At 42.3% G+C, this 14567-nt stretch carries 18 protein-coding genes and 1 riboswitch; of the genes, 5 read left to right on the top strand and 13 right to left on the bottom strand.

All coding sequences use genetic code 11. The features are described from left to right. Positions 1-20: 20 nt before the first annotated feature. The 4 genes from AS030_RS01855 to AS030_RS01840 form a co-directional block, all read right to left on the bottom strand. Positions 21-995 carry a ring-cleaving dioxygenase gene (locus AS030_RS01855; RefSeq protein WP_061967751.1) on the bottom strand — a complete coding sequence of 325 codons (975 nt, stop codon included), beginning with the start codon at positions 993-995 and terminating at the stop codon, positions 21-23. A 117-nt stretch (positions 996-1112) separates the two neighbouring features. Continuing rightward, positions 1113-1955, bottom strand: coding sequence for an STAS domain-containing protein (locus tag AS030_RS01850; RefSeq protein WP_061967748.1), 843 nt, complete (start codon positions 1953-1955; stop codon positions 1113-1115). 61 nt (positions 1956-2016) lie between these two features. Beyond that, positions 2017-2508, bottom strand: a complete 492-nt coding sequence (locus tag AS030_RS01845) for a hypothetical protein (protein WP_061967745.1) — start codon at positions 2506-2508, stop codon at positions 2017-2019. 106 nt (positions 2509-2614) lie between these two features. Then, entirely contained in the window at positions 2615-2848 is a 234-nt protein-coding gene (locus tag AS030_RS01840) for a hypothetical protein (protein WP_061967743.1), read from the bottom strand. Between the two features lie 507 nt (positions 2849-3355). Between AS030_RS01840 and AS030_RS01835 the strand changes: the two genes are divergently transcribed. Together AS030_RS01835 and AS030_RS01830 are read left to right on the top strand one after the other, a co-directional pair. Beyond that, positions 3356-4999 (top strand): M4 family metallopeptidase, encoded by a 1644-nt coding sequence (locus tag AS030_RS01835; protein ID WP_061967740.1) that lies wholly within the window; start codon positions 3356-3358, stop codon positions 4997-4999. Between the two features lie 148 nt (positions 5000-5147). Further along, positions 5148-5783, top strand: coding sequence for a flavodoxin family protein (locus tag AS030_RS01830; protein ID WP_061967738.1), 636 nt, complete (start codon positions 5148-5150; stop codon positions 5781-5783). Positions 5784-5821: 38 nt separating this feature from the next. On the opposite strand, the gene AS030_RS01825 is transcribed toward AS030_RS01830, so the two are convergent. Next, positions 5822-6253: a MerR family transcriptional regulator gene (locus tag AS030_RS01825; RefSeq protein WP_061967735.1), complete on the bottom strand. Its 432-nt coding sequence runs from the start codon at positions 6251-6253 to the stop codon at positions 5822-5824. Positions 6254-6447: 194 nt separating this feature from the next. On the opposite strand from AS030_RS01825, the gene AS030_RS01820 reads away from it, so the two are divergent. Both AS030_RS01820 and AS030_RS01815 read left to right on the top strand, forming a co-directional pair. Beyond that, a complete protein-coding gene (locus AS030_RS01820; RefSeq protein ID WP_061967733.1) occupies positions 6448-7638 on the top strand; it encodes an MFS transporter in 1191 nt (396 codons plus the stop codon). Positions 7639-7659: 21 nt separating this feature from the next. After that, positions 7660-8079 carry a universal stress protein gene (locus AS030_RS01815; protein WP_061967732.1) on the top strand — a complete coding sequence of 140 codons (420 nt, stop codon included), beginning with the start codon at positions 7660-7662 and terminating at the stop codon, positions 8077-8079. A gap of 34 nt (positions 8080-8113) precedes the next feature. On the opposite strand, the gene AS030_RS01810 is transcribed toward AS030_RS01815, so the two are convergent. The 6 genes from AS030_RS01810 to AS030_RS23365 form a co-directional block, all read right to left on the bottom strand. After that, on the bottom strand, positions 8114-8314 hold the full coding sequence (locus AS030_RS01810; protein ID WP_061967730.1) for a hypothetical protein: 201 nt from the start codon (positions 8312-8314) through the stop codon (positions 8114-8116). Positions 8315-8440: 126 nt separating this feature from the next. Next, positions 8441-8632 carry a Fur-regulated basic protein FbpA gene (locus tag AS030_RS01805; protein WP_061967728.1) on the bottom strand — a complete coding sequence of 64 codons (192 nt, stop codon included), beginning with the start codon at positions 8630-8632 and terminating at the stop codon, positions 8441-8443. A 148-nt stretch (positions 8633-8780) separates the two neighbouring features. Beyond that, positions 8781-8884: riboswitch (SAM riboswitch) on the bottom strand. A 30-nt stretch (positions 8885-8914) separates the two neighbouring features. Next, positions 8915-10141, bottom strand: a complete 1227-nt coding sequence (locus tag AS030_RS01800; RefSeq protein WP_061967725.1) for a threonine synthase — start codon at positions 10139-10141, stop codon at positions 8915-8917. Positions 10142-10352: 211 nt separating this feature from the next. Then, complete coding sequence (locus AS030_RS01795; RefSeq protein ID WP_061967722.1) at positions 10353-10847, bottom strand: DinB family protein; 495 nt, start codon at positions 10845-10847, stop codon at positions 10353-10355. A gap of 249 nt (positions 10848-11096) precedes the next feature. Further along, positions 11097-11732 carry a pyridoxamine 5'-phosphate oxidase family protein gene (locus AS030_RS01790; RefSeq protein ID WP_420889630.1) on the bottom strand — a complete coding sequence of 212 codons (636 nt, stop codon included), beginning with the start codon at positions 11730-11732 and terminating at the stop codon, positions 11097-11099. Positions 11733-11885: 153 nt separating this feature from the next. Further along, positions 11886-12035: a hypothetical protein gene (locus tag AS030_RS23365; protein ID WP_156412545.1), complete on the bottom strand. Its 150-nt coding sequence runs from the start codon at positions 12033-12035 to the stop codon at positions 11886-11888. 262 nt (positions 12036-12297) lie between these two features. Between AS030_RS23365 and AS030_RS01785 the strand changes: the two genes are divergently transcribed. Further along, positions 12298-13233 carry a M15 family metallopeptidase gene (locus AS030_RS01785; protein WP_061967717.1) on the top strand — a complete coding sequence of 312 codons (936 nt, stop codon included), beginning with the start codon at positions 12298-12300 and terminating at the stop codon, positions 13231-13233. A 40-nt stretch (positions 13234-13273) separates the two neighbouring features. Here the strand turns inward: AS030_RS01785 and AS030_RS01780 are convergent, their stop codons facing one another. Continuing rightward, positions 13274-13687, bottom strand: a complete 414-nt coding sequence (locus tag AS030_RS01780; RefSeq protein WP_061967715.1) for a DoxX family protein — start codon at positions 13685-13687, stop codon at positions 13274-13276. 159 nt (positions 13688-13846) lie between these two features. Next, positions 13847-14470: a nitroreductase family protein gene (locus AS030_RS01775; protein WP_061967713.1), complete on the bottom strand. Its 624-nt coding sequence runs from the start codon at positions 14468-14470 to the stop codon at positions 13847-13849. Positions 14471-14567 lie beyond the last annotated feature (97 nt).

The raw sequence follows: 14567 nt of genomic DNA, 5'->3' as shown, positions 1-14567 counted from the left end.
AGGAAACACATACCGTGAATTTATGTTAATTTTGTATCCAGCGGTTTCAACCTGGCCTCAATCTCTTGACGTTTGGGTTCAAGAAATGGGGGCAGGGCCAGTGATTCCCCAAGATGCTCCAGATCTTCATCCGTCGCAAATCCAGGACCGTCTGTGGCCAGTTCAAACAAAATTCCATTTAATTCCCTGAAGTAAAGCGACTTAAAGTAGAACCGATCAACAAATCCTGAATTTGGAAACTTGGCATTCTGGACTTTCTCTATCCATTTTTTTAGCTCTTCCTCATCATGGACGCGGAAAGCAACATGGTGCACCCCGCCTCTTCCAAGGCGTTCAGGGGCCAAGTCCTTCCGTTCTTCGATATGAAGCTCTGCTCCTGTGCCTCCTTCGCCTGTTTCATATACCACAACATCCGGCTGGCCGGGTTGAAACGACTGGTATTCTCCTTTTTTGCGGAATCCCAAAAGTTCCGTAATGACTTCCTCTGTAAGCTCTTTCGTGCGTACAGTCAGCCTGACGGGTCCAAGACCGGTGATGCCGTATTCATTTGGAATCGGGCTTTTGTCCCAGGGCACACCGGCAGAAACTCCTGTATTGGTTTCGTCTGATACAAGTAAAAGACGCTGTCCTTCATCGTCCTTAAAGGCGAGGGAGAGACGGCCAAATCGATCTGAAGGCCCCTCATGTACCACGTTTATTTTTTCAAATCTGTTCTTCCAATAGTTCAAAGCTTCATCATTTTTTACCCGAAGCGAAATTTCCGAAATGCTGTTGGCACCATCATGGTTTCTTCCTGCCATCGGAATTTCAAAGAATGTTAATTCGGTTCCGGCATTGCCCTTTTCATCGCCATAAAACAAATGGTAAACAGAGGTATCATCCTGGTTCACTGTTTTCTTAATCAGGCGCATGCCCAGTACCTTTGTGTAAAAGTCGTAATTTTTTCCTGCCTTTGCCGTAATCGCAGAAACGTGGTGTATCCCTTTTAATTCCATAGTTCCTCCTTATAAAGCCTGAATTTTTTCTTTATGTATATCATACCCTCTTGGTTTATAAATTCAAAAAAACAGCATTACGAAATGTAAATGCTGTTGTTATATGTGATTAAGTATTCATTTTCCCTGGTTTTTAATATCAATCGCCTGGGCCAGCGTTGAGGTTACCGATACACGGTCAAAGGACAGTCCTAGTTGAACCGCAGTTGTAGCGATCTCCGGTCGGATTCCGGACAATGTTGTCTTTACACCAACAAGATCCAGGGCATCGATCAGCTGAAACAGTTCGTGAGCTACCATCGTATCGATCATGACTACCCCTGATAAATCGATAAACAAATGGTGGATCCGCTTTTGTACACACTGGTTCAATGTATTTTCTAGAATAAATTTGGCTCTCGCTGTGTCAACATCCCCAACAAGAGGCAGCAATGCTGTATCATTATTCAATGAAATCACGGGAGAACTTAATTCATTTAACAGTTCCTGCTGGGCACGCAGCCGATCGATGGAATATTTATGGGTTTCCTCGATAAATTGCAGCATGACAGAATCAAACACCTTAATCATCAAACGGTTCCATTCATCAATTTCCTCTTGATGCAATGTATCCCTGTTTAATGCGGCAAACTCACTGATATAATCAAAATATTGCTGGCGGACCCTCATGAACTCTTTAATGATCAAATGGATAGGTGTTCGCAGATGCTCATTGTCCTTGGCAATTTTTATGATCCACTCTTCAAACTCTTTAAAGAAAATCTCCTCAGGCTTTACAAGAACCTCGCATAAATGAATATGAAATTCATAATTTTGTTCTTTCAGCGTTTCTATCACTGTTGGATCATTGGAAGTATACACGCCGGAAGTGCTGGTTTTATCGAGAGAATTATACCATTCCTCGGTCAGATTCCTGGCCCTTTTTAAAAGAAATTGATGTAATTCTTGATTTTTATTCATTAAATTACTCCTTGTAAAATGAAATATCTCTCTATAAAAAGTTTCCCCTATTAAAGGATATCTAGCGGGAGGTGCTTGAAACTTTTTCAAATCCTTCTTCTACAAGATAATCATGTGCTTCTATATACGATTCAAACGCCGCTTCAAGATTCAGGCCTGCATAAATATTCCATAGTTCATCCTCATGTACGAGAAGAAGCCTTTCATTGTCGGCGCCGCCTGTCCATGTTTCTTTTACAGGGATTTCCGGTTCAGTTGCAGCCACTGGTTTTTCGCTGCTTAAATAGTCTATAGAATTTGAAATGAGTGAAATAAGGTCCTCTGAGCTGTAGTCGCGAATATTAACCAATTCCTTGTCATTCTTTTGCCGGCGGTCGAGATGGCCTGCATAAACAAAGCCATTTCCGTTCGGATGCAGCTGCTGTACGACTATTTTCTTATCTCTTTTACTTTCTTCCAAGTGGTAATTGACTCGTCCGAGTGAAATATTTTTCCTGGTCAATTGTGGAAAGTGGGTTTCAATAAGTTCTATTTTTTCTTCGAATGATAGCATGCTTTGCCTCTTTCTATAATTAATTTCGCCTGATTATACCATAACCCGAGACTAGTAATATAATCCCGCCTATTATCCAAAAAAAAACACCGTGAAAGCACGGTGTTCATTTATGTCTGCAAAATTCTGCGGTTATCGCATCCATTGCGGCACTTACGTTTGCAAATGAAACGATTTCTTGATTGTCGGTATATTTTAGTTGAAAAACATGTTCTTTTTTGCTGTAGCTGATTGAAAGTAAAGGAATTTTATTTTGACTTAGTGTGTGGGTTATTTCTGATTCAATGTACTGTTTTGCTTTTAAATCGACCAACATCTCTTGAATTTTAGATTGATTCATGGTCATCAATCCCCTTTCCAATATGAGGGGCTAAAAGCGAAAAAACCCAAATATTTATTATTGATTATTTAAATTATAACATATTTCGGGTTTCGTTTAAAGAGATTATGGGAATAATTATATCTTTATATTATTTTTAGGAAAAAAGTCATGATTATAAAAAAACAGCATTGCCCAATTACGGCGTACTGTCGCTTAAAATCCTTTATCTATGGCTAATAGCTTTTTTTAAAATCCAAGAAGAACTTCCTCTCTCCTGGCATAATCTTCTTCATCCTCTTCGCTCTACCATTCTCCTCCAACGGCTTCCGACAAACCAATATTTATGATGAAATATGACAAAAAATTATACTCTATTTTTGGTGTCTTGACACTTGGGAAAACAACCTGCCGGAGATATAGGAATTTAATAGAAAATCGTACTTTATTTCCCAATACCGTAAATATTCACCTGTGCTATGATGTGAGTAAGGGCGCCCCCTATAAAGAACATTAGGAGGGTATTTTATGAAAAAAGGTTTCATTGCTTTACTATCTGCCGGTCTGTTGTTCAGTTCCGCCTATCAGGCAGCAGCAGCCAACGAACCTGGAACAAAATCACAAAAACTTGTTCTTCATGAGAATAGCAAAACCCTTACTCCTCAAGTCCAAGTCACCACATCCAAGGACAAAGCCATTCCTTCCTTTATTGCAGGGAAACTTTCAAAAGGTACATACCATACCGAGAAAGACGTCCTCGCCTTTATTGACAGCAATAAACAATTATTTCAATTCAATGCAACTCATCATCTTAATTTCATTTCGAAAGAAAAGGACAACCTGGGCATGACCCATTATGTGTTCAACCAATCCATCAATGGAGTACCTGTTGATGGAGCAGTGTTCATGGTCCATACCGATCAACAAGGAAAAATCACGGCGATTAATGGAGATGTTCATGCCAACCTTCCTGAAAATATAGAATCAATCAAAAAACTCACCAAAACCAACGCGATAAATGCTGCCTGGAAACATATCGGGGAACAGCCGAAAAAAGAGAAAAACAAACCGCTTGCTTTTAAAGGGGCAAAGCTCAGCGACACGGTCGAAAAGTCAAAACTGATCATCTTCAAGGACCAAAATCAATTCAAGCTCGCCTACCGGGTGGCGCTTCAATTCATTGATCCTTATCCTGCAAACTGGCAGGTATATGTAGATGCGAACAGCGGCAAAGTCCTGAAAAGCTTTAACGCCGTGAATAGTGACGGACCTACGACCGGTTCAGGCTACGGTGTTCTTGGCGACAATAAAACGCTGAACACCTACCTGTCTGGCGGCACCTACTATTTGTATGACACTACTAAAGCCATGTCTGGTGTGATTGAGACGTATACAGCAAGAAACGGATCAAGCCTTCCCGGTGTTTATTCAACAGATACAAACAACGCTTGGACCGCCTCCAACCAGGGCGCGGATGTAGATGCCAACTACTATGCCGGCAAAGTATATGATTATTATAAAAATACGCATGGCCGCAACAGCTTTGACAATGCAGGCTCTACCATAAGGTCTACTGTTCACTATAGCTCCGGCTATAACAATGCGTTCTGGAATGGTTCACAGATGGTTTATGGGGATGGAGATGGACAGGTCTTCCGTCCACTATCAGGAGCTCTTGATGTTGTAGCACATGAGTTAACGCATGCGGTAACAGAACGTACAGCCGGACTCAATTACTCTTATCAGTCCGGGGCGCTGAATGAATCCATGTCCGATGTGTTCGGCTATTTCCTTGATCCAAACGACTGGCTGATGGGAGAAGATGTTTATACACCAGGCACAGCAGGAGACGGTCTGCGCAGTTTATCCAATCCAAAACTTTACGGACAGCCTGACCACATGAGCGGTTATGTGAACACGTCAAGCGACAATGGCGGGGTGCATACGAACAGCGGAATTCCTAACAAAGCCGCCTACAATACGATTACTGCTATTGGAAAAGCGAAAGCCGAGAAAATTTATTACAGAGCACTGACCCGCTACATGACACCATCGACCAATTTCAGTAGTGCACGTGCCGCATTACTTAGTGCAACAACGGATTTATACGGAAGCACCAGCACGGAATACAATGCAGTAAAAACAGCCTGGAACAATGTTGGCGTAAATTAAATAAAAATGATATCCCATCGCAGGCGGCCTATTGGAAGCCTGCGGTTTGTTTGTGTTGATGTTTTGTATAAAACGGCTCGATGTTTTTATAAAACAAAAACGGGTACAGATATAGAAGTAAAAATGGAGGACAAGGAGTGAACTCAGAATGACTTTGAAGGCACTAGTGATTAATTGTACATTAAATAAAAGCAATCAACCGTCAAATACCCGGGCTTTAATTGATGAAGTGGTGAAAATTTTTGATAAAAAAGAAATGGTAACAGAAATTGTTACACTTGCTGATTATAATATCGAATATGGCGTTACGGGAGAGGCGATCAGCGATCAGGATGAATGGCCTGTCATTTATGAAAAAGTAAAAGAAGCCGATATTTTGGTTATTGGTTCTCCGATCTGGCTTGGTCAGCAAAGCAGTCTGACCACCGTTTTGATCGAACGTCTTTACGGAGCAAGCAGCGAAACCAACGACCAAGGTCAATATATCTTCTATAATAAAGTAGGCGGAGTTGTAGTCACGGGCAATGAGGACGGGGCAAAACATGTGAGCCGCTCCGTGATCTATGCACTCTCACACATCGGCTTTACTATCCCCCCGAATGTTGACACCTATTGGGTAGGAGAAGCCGGCCCTGGACCTTCTTATATTGAAGCAAAAGGATATGAAAATGAATTTACCCTGCAGCATGCCGAAATTATGGGGTACAACCTGTATCACTTTGCTCGATTACTCAGGGAAAATCCCATTCCGTCAGAGGGAAATGTCATCCAACAAACCCATTAAACGAATTGTTTCATCAGCCGGCCTGTCTGCTGGCTTTTTTATTTTTCCTCTTCAAAACGAATAAGTGCTGCTTTTGCACGGTCCCTGAGAGAAACCAGATCACCTTCAACCTTTAAGATAGTCTTCTTTTTCTGCTCCAAAAGCTTTAACTGCTCTTCTACAGTATGAAGAACCTTTTCAAGCTTTTCTTTTTGCAATTCTGTACCCTTTACCTGTCTGTAGTCATGCCGCTGATGTTCGAGCATGTCGCTGAGCTTAATAAATTCCTGAAGTTCAGCCAGAGAAAAACCCATCACTTCTTTGGCGTTTGTAATCTTCTTCAAAAAATTAACATGGTCTTGTGAATATAGCCTGAACCCTCCCTCACTGCGGGGCGGTGAAGACAGCAGCCCGATCTGTTCGTAGTAACGGATGGTCCGTTTTGTCAGCCCGCTTTGTTTTGCTACTTCATCTATTTTTAAACCCGTCATTTCAAAAATCTCCCTTTAAAAAAACGTTGTATTCCAAAACTCTATATTTAAAATAACATAAATCAATATAAAAAAGGAAATAGTTACGTTGACGTAAAGGTTAACCTATATTATAATTTGTGAGTATTGATTTTATTTTGCGTGCACTACATTTAACTTTATTAACTAAATTTGATAAAAAGGGGTTTTACAGCATGCGTCAAGAAACGCTAGAGATCCAGGATCAGTCAGACAAACAGCCACTGGTCATCTGGGTCATCTTTTTTGCCACGATTATTTCGTTTATGGGATTAGGATTGGTCGACCCGATTCTCCCTGCTATCGCCAAGCAGCTTAACGCAACTCCGAGCCAGGTTTCGTTGTTATTTTCAAGTTATAACCTGATTACCGGTGTTGCAATGCTGATTACTGGTGTGGTTTCCAGCCGGGTTGGCGTTAAATGGACGTTATTAACGGGTATTTTACTTATTATTGTCTTTTCAGCATTAGCAGGTTCATCCAACGCGATTTCTCAAATTGTTGGATTCCGTGGCGGTTGGGGCCTTGGAAACTCCCTGTTTATTGCTACCGCCCTGTCAGCCATTGTTGGATTATCCATCGGCGGAACAGCAAAAGCCATCATTCTTTATGAAGCCGCGATTGGGTTGGGAATTTCCGTCGGGCCTCTTCTTGGAGGGGAACTCGGTTCCATTTCCTGGCGCGGACCTTTCTACGGTGTCAGTGTCTTGATGGTCATCGCCTTTTTTGCTTTACTGATTAAAATGCCTCAGGTACCGAAACCAAAAGTGAAAAGTTCAATCCTTGATCCGATTAAAGCCTTAAAATATCCAGGGTTGTTCAGACTAGGACTTACGGCTTTTCTCTATAATATCGGATTCTTCACTTTGATGGCTTATTCTCCATTTGTTATGAATTTGGATGAACACGGCTTAGGTTACGTTTTCCTTGGATGGGGACTTTGCCTTGCGATTACTTCTGTATTTGTAGCACCGAAGATTCAAGCTAGATTTGGTACTGTTAAATCCATGTGTGCCATGCTTGTATTGTTTGCTTTGACCCTGCTTTCCATGGGGATTTGGACAGATCATGCCATTGTGGTAATCATTGCTGTTATTGTGGCCGGCTTGTTCCTCGGTACAAATAACACATTAATTACAACAGCTGTGATGCAGGTAGCACCTGTTGAACGGGCAACCGCTTCAGCAGCGTACAGCTTTGTCCGATTTATTGGAGGAGCCTTCGGCCCATGGCTGGCAAACAAATTGGCAGAAACGTATTCGCCTCATGTTCCTTTTGTAACCGGAGCAATCTTTGTCCTGTTTGCCATGCTTGTCGTTGCATTTGGACGTAAACACTTAGCACACGTTGATACAGCATCTCACTAATAAAAAAGGAAGGTCATACTTATGTACAATAAAATTCTAATCGCTTTTGATGGCTCACCTTCTTCCGCCCGTGCACTGATGCACGGAACAGAACTGGCAAAAAAATTCGAATCCGGACGGGTGACCATCGTTCATGTGAATAAAAACCTTCCCATGCAAGAGCCGGTAATGACCATAAACCTTGATGAACTGATTGAGGAAGAAGATAAGGAATTATTGCTTCCGGCAGTGAAGTTTCTTTCCGAATCGGGAATCCATTATGAAACTCACACATTCCAGGGAGATCCCGGCCATGTGATTGCTTCTTATGCAAACGAGCATGGCTATGATGCAATCGTCATCGGAAGCACAGGAAAAGGCTTAATAAAACAAGCACTTCTCGGAAGTGTCAGTCACAGTGTTGCCCAATTGGCAGACTGCCCTGTCATCATCGTCAAATAAAAAAATCGGTTCCTTTAAAAAGGAGCCGATTTTTTTATGCTGTCCAGCCTGGCTGGTAAAAATATTTAATGTCTCCCCCGCCGCCCGGAACAATAATTCCTCTAAATGCCTTTTTGTCCTCCTGCTTTACAAGAACATCACGAAATAAAGGAAATTCCTCTTTTATCACAATATATTCACTGAGATTTCCATTTCGCAAATCAGATAGAATTTCATTGGCCAAATGTTCGTTCATTATCATTTCCTCCAATATTTCTGCTCACCTTAGTACACCACAACGCCCATTGGTATGTCCACTATCAAATGAATACATAAATACGCCTTGCAAACAAAAAACGGGGATTGAAGAAAGCACGTATCTTCAATAGGTTAATTCATCCTTTTCTTGCCGTATTTTTTTATCGGTGACGGCTTTGCCGTATTCTTCTTCCAGGTCGGTCAAGGTCAACTGAAACAAATGCCGTTCTTCTTTCTTGTACACACCCATTTCGATGAGGCTTGTCATCAGCTGGTTTCTTTTGCTTTCTACTGCTTTACGAAATTGATTTCCCATGGTTTTTCCTCCTTTTGGACAAAAAATAAACGCATGTCATATGTTGACATGGCGCCTTTGGTTGACCAATCAGCAGGTGTTCAAAATGGAAAAGCCTCTTCCTGCATAATAGTAAGCAAGAAGAGGCGGATATCAAAGTATGAGGCTCTTCTTATCTTTCAAGCAATACGCTTGTGGAATTGGCACAGTACTCTAAACGAGTCCGCTGCCGAGGCTTCACCGGGCCATTCCCTCCCCCTCTCTTCATAAGAACATTAAACCGTTATTTTATTTTATTTTTTATTATTTAACGTTCTCTTTGTTTCTTTGAAGATCCTCGCCCGGCTGGAGTACAAGCGGATCAACTTCCACAGTATCCGGGTATTTGATCCCCTGGCCGGTATTCAGGCAAAGTACGCGCTCCCCTGGCTGAATCCATCCTTTGTCTCTTAATTTTTTGGCTGCAGCAAATGTAGCTGCTCCTTCCGGGCAAATGAAAGTTCCTTCCAGTTCAGCCGCATGGCCCAACGCTTGTTGAATTTCTTCTTCTGAAACGGCTACCGCACATCCTTCAGTTTCATAAATGGCTTCAAGAACTAAGAAGTCTCCAATGGCTTTCGGTACATTAATTCCGAACGCTGCAGTTTTGGAGTCCTCCCAGAATTCAGATTCATTTTTATGCTCCTCCCAAGCTTTCACAATGGGAGCACATCCCTCTGCCTGAACGGCTACAAGGCGCGGGAACTGGTTTCCTTTAAAAAGACCAAGTTCCTTAAATTCCTTTAATGCTTTGTAAATACCAATAAGACCAACACCACCGCCGGTAGGATACAGGATGACGTCTGGCGTTTCGCTTCCGGACTGCTCAAGAATTTCATACCCCATCGTTTTCTTGCCCTCGATCCGGTATGGTTCCTTTAATGTCGAAGCATCGTAGAGTCCCTCTTCTTTTACCAGATTGGCAACCATTTTTCCCGCATCACTGATCAGGCCGTTCACAAGGTAAAGCTCAGCTCCGGAAATTGCCGTTTCTTTCCGGGTGATGACAGGTGCATCGACAGGCATTACAATCGTTGGTTTAATTCCTGCTCTCGCGCAATAAAGCGACCATGCGGCTCCCGCATTCCCATTGGTGGGCATAGCGAGCTGGGCCACTCCCAGTTCTTTTGCTTTTGAAACACCTACCGCTGCTCCTCTTGCTTTGAATGAACCCGTAGGTATGAGACCTTCGTCTTTCATAAATAACGATTCGATTCCCAATTCTGCACCCAGTTCGGGCATCGGCAATAAAGGAGTCATTCCTTCACCGAGAGAAACAACATGTTCCTCACTCGTAACCGGCAACAGCTTGTGATAACGCCAAAGATCATTGCGTGCTTGATCAATAATGACGTCTTCCTCTTTCAATCTCTCCAGGTCATAATCCACAAGAAGCGGCGATCCACAGGTACAAAGCTGGTGAAGCTTATTGTGATCATAGGTTTTAGAGCATTTTGGACATACAAGATGGCTTACAAAGCTAAATGACATATCGAAAACTCCTCCAAAGTTGAGAAAAGCCTGGAGCTAGTTGCTGAAATCCTTTTTTTGCAACTCCGCAGAGCACAGTAAAAGAGACACTGCCCTGCATCGCAAAGAAGTGCCTTCAGTTTTCTGATCAGCTTTTCATATTGTGTTTTTGTTGTGTATCATTTTAAGGTAGGTATCCCGATAAGTCAACTTAGTTTTATATTAGGTTCTTTTATGTTCTGGCCACCACCTTGTCCCTGATTTCCTTTATTTGCTCCAAGTGCCTTTTTTCGTGATATCCGACAAATGGAATCCATTGCTCCAACGGCATCGGTCCGAAAACAGGATGCGGATAAGATTTTTGTTTCAGCTCTTCCTGATTTGCGCTGGCAGCTACCTTATTCAGCTCGTTTCTCGATTCTTCCAATTTATTTTTCATTTTTTCCAGCGTCATGTACTTTTTCGTGGGAACCACAAAAACTGGCGCGCTTACTTTCACACTGCGATCCACCGTCCTGTCAATCGGCTTCCTCTCGGCAGGAGCTGTTATTTTGCTTTTCAGACGGTTGGAGACAATGATGGCCACTGACCGTTCCATGAGGTAGAGATGGTGGAGAGTCTGCATAATGGACCATCTTCCCTTTTCTTCCGGCTCATTTAATTGGTCGTCCGTTAAGTTACTTACCGTTTCCAGCACTTCATTTCTGATTTCTTCATTAAGCGTCACATGGACCGCCTCCCCGTTTCTGAATACGTTCTACTTTTCTTCTCCCGCACTCTAGGATTTTCCTTTATTTTTGTAAAATCAAAAAAATTTTTAAAAGAAAATGATCCAAATACCTTTACCGATGAGGAAGCCGACAAGTACAGCTACTATGTTACTTCCATTACCAAATAAGGGCTGGAATCATGCCTTCAAACGTTATTCATCCTAAAAAATAGCCAATTAAAAAAGAATGCCAAAGGGCATTCTTTTTTAATATAGACGGGTTTGATAGCTCACTTCCAATCCTTTAGCCACTTGCTCCTCACCCATGGCCGGTATATTCATGTGGGCTGCCATGATCTCGGCTGCAGAAGGGAGTTCTTCCCTGGAAAGCCACGTTTGCGGATTCCAGATTCCCGAACGGATAAAAGCCTTGGCGCAATGAATAAAACATTCCTCTGCTTTTACAACCACACCGAAAAGCGGAGGATTTCCGTTAACCGCGTGTTGCTCCAACAGTTTGGGATCACGGCATAACATCGCTTTGCCATTAATTCGCAAGGTTTCTCCCATGCCCGGAATCATGAACAGCAATCCGACTGCAGGATTGGTTATAATATTTTTTGCTGAATCCAACCGATTATTTCCTTTGCGCTCAGGAATGAACAAGTACTGTTCATTCAATACGGTTACAAAGCCTGGCTGATCCCCACGGGGTGAAACATCACAACGCCCATCCGCACCATAAGTGGCCAATGAAAGAAATGAAGACTTTGAAATAAAATGTACACAGTTTGCATCCAACCGTTCAATGACTTTATTGGCTGCGCGGATACTGGGGCTGCCACATTGGGCTTGCAGCTCTTCAAATTGCTCTTCGGTCGTAATAACCTCCTGGAACTCCATCGCCATCCCCCTTTTGGACTTTCTTCCATATTCAGGATAACACGGAGTGCTCTCTGCTGGAATATCTTTTTTAACCCATAATAAAAGGCCTGAACTCCTGTGAAACTTGAGTTCAGACCTTTTAATTCAACCTTGGCATAGTCTCCTGAAAGATCAATTTGGGTTTAGAAAGGTCAATTCATACTCAGGTTTTCTGTTTTCATCCGGTTTTTCCAATGTCCCCGCTGCCCTTAATAACGGCTGCTTAGGAACGGACTGCGTTATTTGCTTCGAAACGGGCTGCTCAACTTGATTGATTTCCATTTGTCCATCCCTCCTTAACAAGTTTCTAACTCTATTCCCTCTCTATACTGGGGATAAACATAAAAATTAATCATTTTAATGATTTATTTTATGGAAGTTTAACGAATGGGTTCATTGAATCATCAGAAGTTCATATAACGTTCGGTTTCATCCGTGGGTCTTGTGGGAATTTAAGTTATAATAAGGTCAAATTCCTCTTTTCATTCATCTTAAATGATGGTAAAGTATTTTTTTGAACGTCATCTGAAAGGAAGTTTTACATATGAAAGTGAAATTGGTGTCTGGCATATCTTTAGCCTTGAGTTTAGTTCTTTTTACAGGCTGCTCAAATGATGAGCCTTCCCAAAAAGAAAGCACATCTCATCATACTGAAGACCATGCAAAAGAAACACAAAAAGATAAGGATCAGTCCAAAACAAATGAAGATCACAAAAGTGCAGATCAAAACAAGCCAAGCGATGATTCAAAAAATAATGGAGGAAAAGTAAGCCAGGATCCTGAACCAAAGGACGGACAAGAGCAAAAGAAGAACGATCCAAGCGAACCGACTCAGGATCACAAAAAGCCAAAGCCTCCAGCCAAGAATGACGAAAGTGTTTCTGTTGTTGCGCACCCTGAAAGCATCCCGGTTCTTGTAAACAAGCGTTCGAAGCTTCCGGAAGACTATAAGCCGGCAGACCTTGTGTATCCAGATGTTCCTTTTATTTTCAGTGAGAAAATTGAAAAACGAATGATGCGCAAAGAAGCTGCAACGGCTCTTGAAAACATGTTTGCGGCTGCAAAAAAAGACGGGATTAACCTTACCGGCGTATCCGCCTACCGTTCACATGCCACCCAAACGGCTCTTTTTAACAACTATGTCAAACGGGATGGCTACGAAAAAGCCCGCTCATACAGCGCATTGCCCGGCACCAGTGAGCACGAAACCGGATTGGCCATTGATGTAGCTGGCGATGGGGGCAAGTGCCCTGCACAGGATTGTTTCGGGGGCACCTCAGAAGCAAAGTGGCTGGCAAAGAATGCTCCTGATTTCGGCTTTATTATCCGGTATCCCGAAGGCAAGGAAAACGTCACAGGCTATAAGTACGAACCTTGGCATATACGTTACGTCGGAACATCCGTTTCCAAAAAGATTGTAGCCAAGCATGAAACACTCGAAGAATATTTTAACGCTGTTCCTGTAACAAACGGCGAATGAACGTAGAAAAGTACCAGCTTTTATCCAGCTGGTACTTTTTTTATTGGTAATGAACGGTTTTATTTTTTCGGAATAAGGCACCTACTGACAACAAACGGCTGCCATTCAACAACAAAAATACAGAGATGACCAAATAGCTTAAATCAAGTTCATATCCGGCTGACTTGCCGTCTCCGGTAAAGCCCGCTTGTGCTTTTACCGTGAGGATCGCACCGATCAGTACCACGGCAAACAAAAAGGCGACCAACCGGGTTCCCAATCCCAGAATCATTAAGAACCCACCTGCCAGCTCAATAACCGCAACGACATAGGCTAAAAAGCCAGGTAAACCGATACTTTCAAACCAGCCTGCTGTATTTCCAATTCCCCCCTGAAATTTTAAAGCTCCGTGAATTAAAAAAGCAATCCCGATAAAAATTCTTAAAATAAATGCTCCTGCATCCTTCCCTCTCATCGTTTCAAATAACCTCCAACTAATTAATATTTGTCTTACTAAATTACTTAATGTTAGCTAGTTTAAATAAATAACTAATTTACGTCAAGTAATTATGTATACAAAAGTATATATAAAAAACAACTTCCCATAGGAAAGTTGTTTTTTATGGCTCACGTATTAAAATTTATTCCAGACGATGGCTTCCTGAATGGGAAAGCGTGCCGTCTGATGAGCAGGCTTTACCGCTTTTCCAACGGAAATCAACATGACAGGATGATACCTTTCAGGGATATCAAATGATTTGACGAGCTCCTCGGCGTTAAATCCGCCCATCGCACAAGTATCAAGTTCTCTGGCTTTCGCTGCCAGCATAAGCTGCATAGATGCAAGAGAAGCATTACGAATGGCTTCATCCTTTGCCATATCAGGTTTTGTAGCATAAGCGTCTTTAATCTGGCTCACAAGAGTCGATTTTACTTCCTCTGACATGTAACCTTCATCTACTGCCCCCTGGTAGACCCTGTCAGCATTTTGGTCTGCCTCAAGGTCACCCAAAACTACGACAACAGCCGCTGCCTCTACCACCTGCTGCTGATTGTAGGCAATCGGCAATAATTGTTCCTTGGCTTTCTGGTCATGAATCACAAGAAACTTCCAATGTTGCAGGTTCCATGATGATGGAGCCTTTGCCGCATCCTCTAATAATTCTGTGATCTCCTCTGTTGTCAGTTCTGCTTCAGGATCATATTTTCTAACGGAATGCCGTTCATTTAGCACATCTGTAAACTCTCGTGATGTCATGTATATTCCCTCCAGTATTCCTATCTGCATTTGCAACCAAAAATATAATTCTTTACGACACACTTGTCAACTTTAAAAGCTTTAAATGGATAAAGAG

Source organism: Fictibacillus enclensis, from assembly GCF_001457035.1.
In the GTDB taxonomy this organism is placed as follows: domain Bacteria; phylum Bacillota; class Bacilli; order Bacillales; family Fictibacillaceae; genus Fictibacillus_C; species Fictibacillus_C enclensis.
Note: the sequence above shows the minus strand (reverse complement) of the source record. Positions and strands in the feature narration are given on the sequence as shown.

What these genes read in the sequence shown, in the direction of transcription:
- AS030_RS01855 (WP_061967751.1), bottom strand. Translation starts at nt 995, where the DNA reads ATGGAATTAAAAGGGATACACCACGTTTCTGCGATTACGGCAAAGGCA.
- AS030_RS01850 (WP_061967748.1), bottom strand. Translation starts at nt 1,955, where the DNA reads ATGAATAAAAATCAAGAATTACATCAATTTCTTTTAAAAAGGGCCAGG.
- AS030_RS01845 (WP_061967745.1), bottom strand. Translation starts at nt 2,508, where the DNA reads ATGCTATCATTCGAAGAAAAAATAGAACTTATTGAAACCCACTTTCCA.
- AS030_RS01840 (WP_061967743.1), bottom strand. Translation starts at nt 2,848, where the DNA reads ATGAATCAATCTAAAATTCAAGAGATGTTGGTCGATTTAAAAGCAAAA.
- AS030_RS01835 (WP_061967740.1), top strand. Translation starts at nt 3,356, where the DNA reads ATGAAAAAAGGTTTCATTGCTTTACTATCTGCCGGTCTGTTGTTCAGT.
- AS030_RS01830 (WP_061967738.1), top strand. Translation starts at nt 5,148, where the DNA reads ATGACTTTGAAGGCACTAGTGATTAATTGTACATTAAATAAAAGCAAT.
- AS030_RS01825 (WP_061967735.1), bottom strand. Translation starts at nt 6,253, where the DNA reads ATGACGGGTTTAAAAATAGATGAAGTAGCAAAACAAAGCGGGCTGACA.
- AS030_RS01820 (WP_061967733.1), top strand. Translation starts at nt 6,448, where the DNA reads ATGCGTCAAGAAACGCTAGAGATCCAGGATCAGTCAGACAAACAGCCA.
- AS030_RS01815 (WP_061967732.1), top strand. Translation starts at nt 7,660, where the DNA reads ATGTACAATAAAATTCTAATCGCTTTTGATGGCTCACCTTCTTCCGCC.
- AS030_RS01810 (WP_061967730.1), bottom strand. Translation starts at nt 8,314, where the DNA reads ATGAACGAACATTTGGCCAATGAAATTCTATCTGATTTGCGAAATGGA.
- AS030_RS01805 (WP_061967728.1), bottom strand. Translation starts at nt 8,632, where the DNA reads ATGGGAAATCAATTTCGTAAAGCAGTAGAAAGCAAAAGAAACCAGCTG.
- AS030_RS01800 (WP_061967725.1), bottom strand. Translation starts at nt 10,141, where the DNA reads ATGTCATTTAGCTTTGTAAGCCATCTTGTATGTCCAAAATGCTCTAAA.
- AS030_RS01790 (WP_420889630.1), bottom strand. Translation starts at nt 11,732, where the DNA reads ATGGAGTTCCAGGAGGTTATTACGACCGAAGAGCAATTTGAAGAGCTG.
- AS030_RS23365 (WP_156412545.1), bottom strand. Translation starts at nt 12,035, where the DNA reads ATGGAAATCAATCAAGTTGAGCAGCCCGTTTCGAAGCAAATAACGCAG.
- AS030_RS01785 (WP_061967717.1), top strand. Translation starts at nt 12,298, where the DNA reads ATGAAAGTGAAATTGGTGTCTGGCATATCTTTAGCCTTGAGTTTAGTT.
- AS030_RS01780 (WP_061967715.1), bottom strand. Translation starts at nt 13,687, where the DNA reads ATGAGAGGGAAGGATGCAGGAGCATTTATTTTAAGAATTTTTATCGGG.
- AS030_RS01775 (WP_061967713.1), bottom strand. Translation starts at nt 14,470, where the DNA reads ATGACATCACGAGAGTTTACAGATGTGCTAAATGAACGGCATTCCGTT.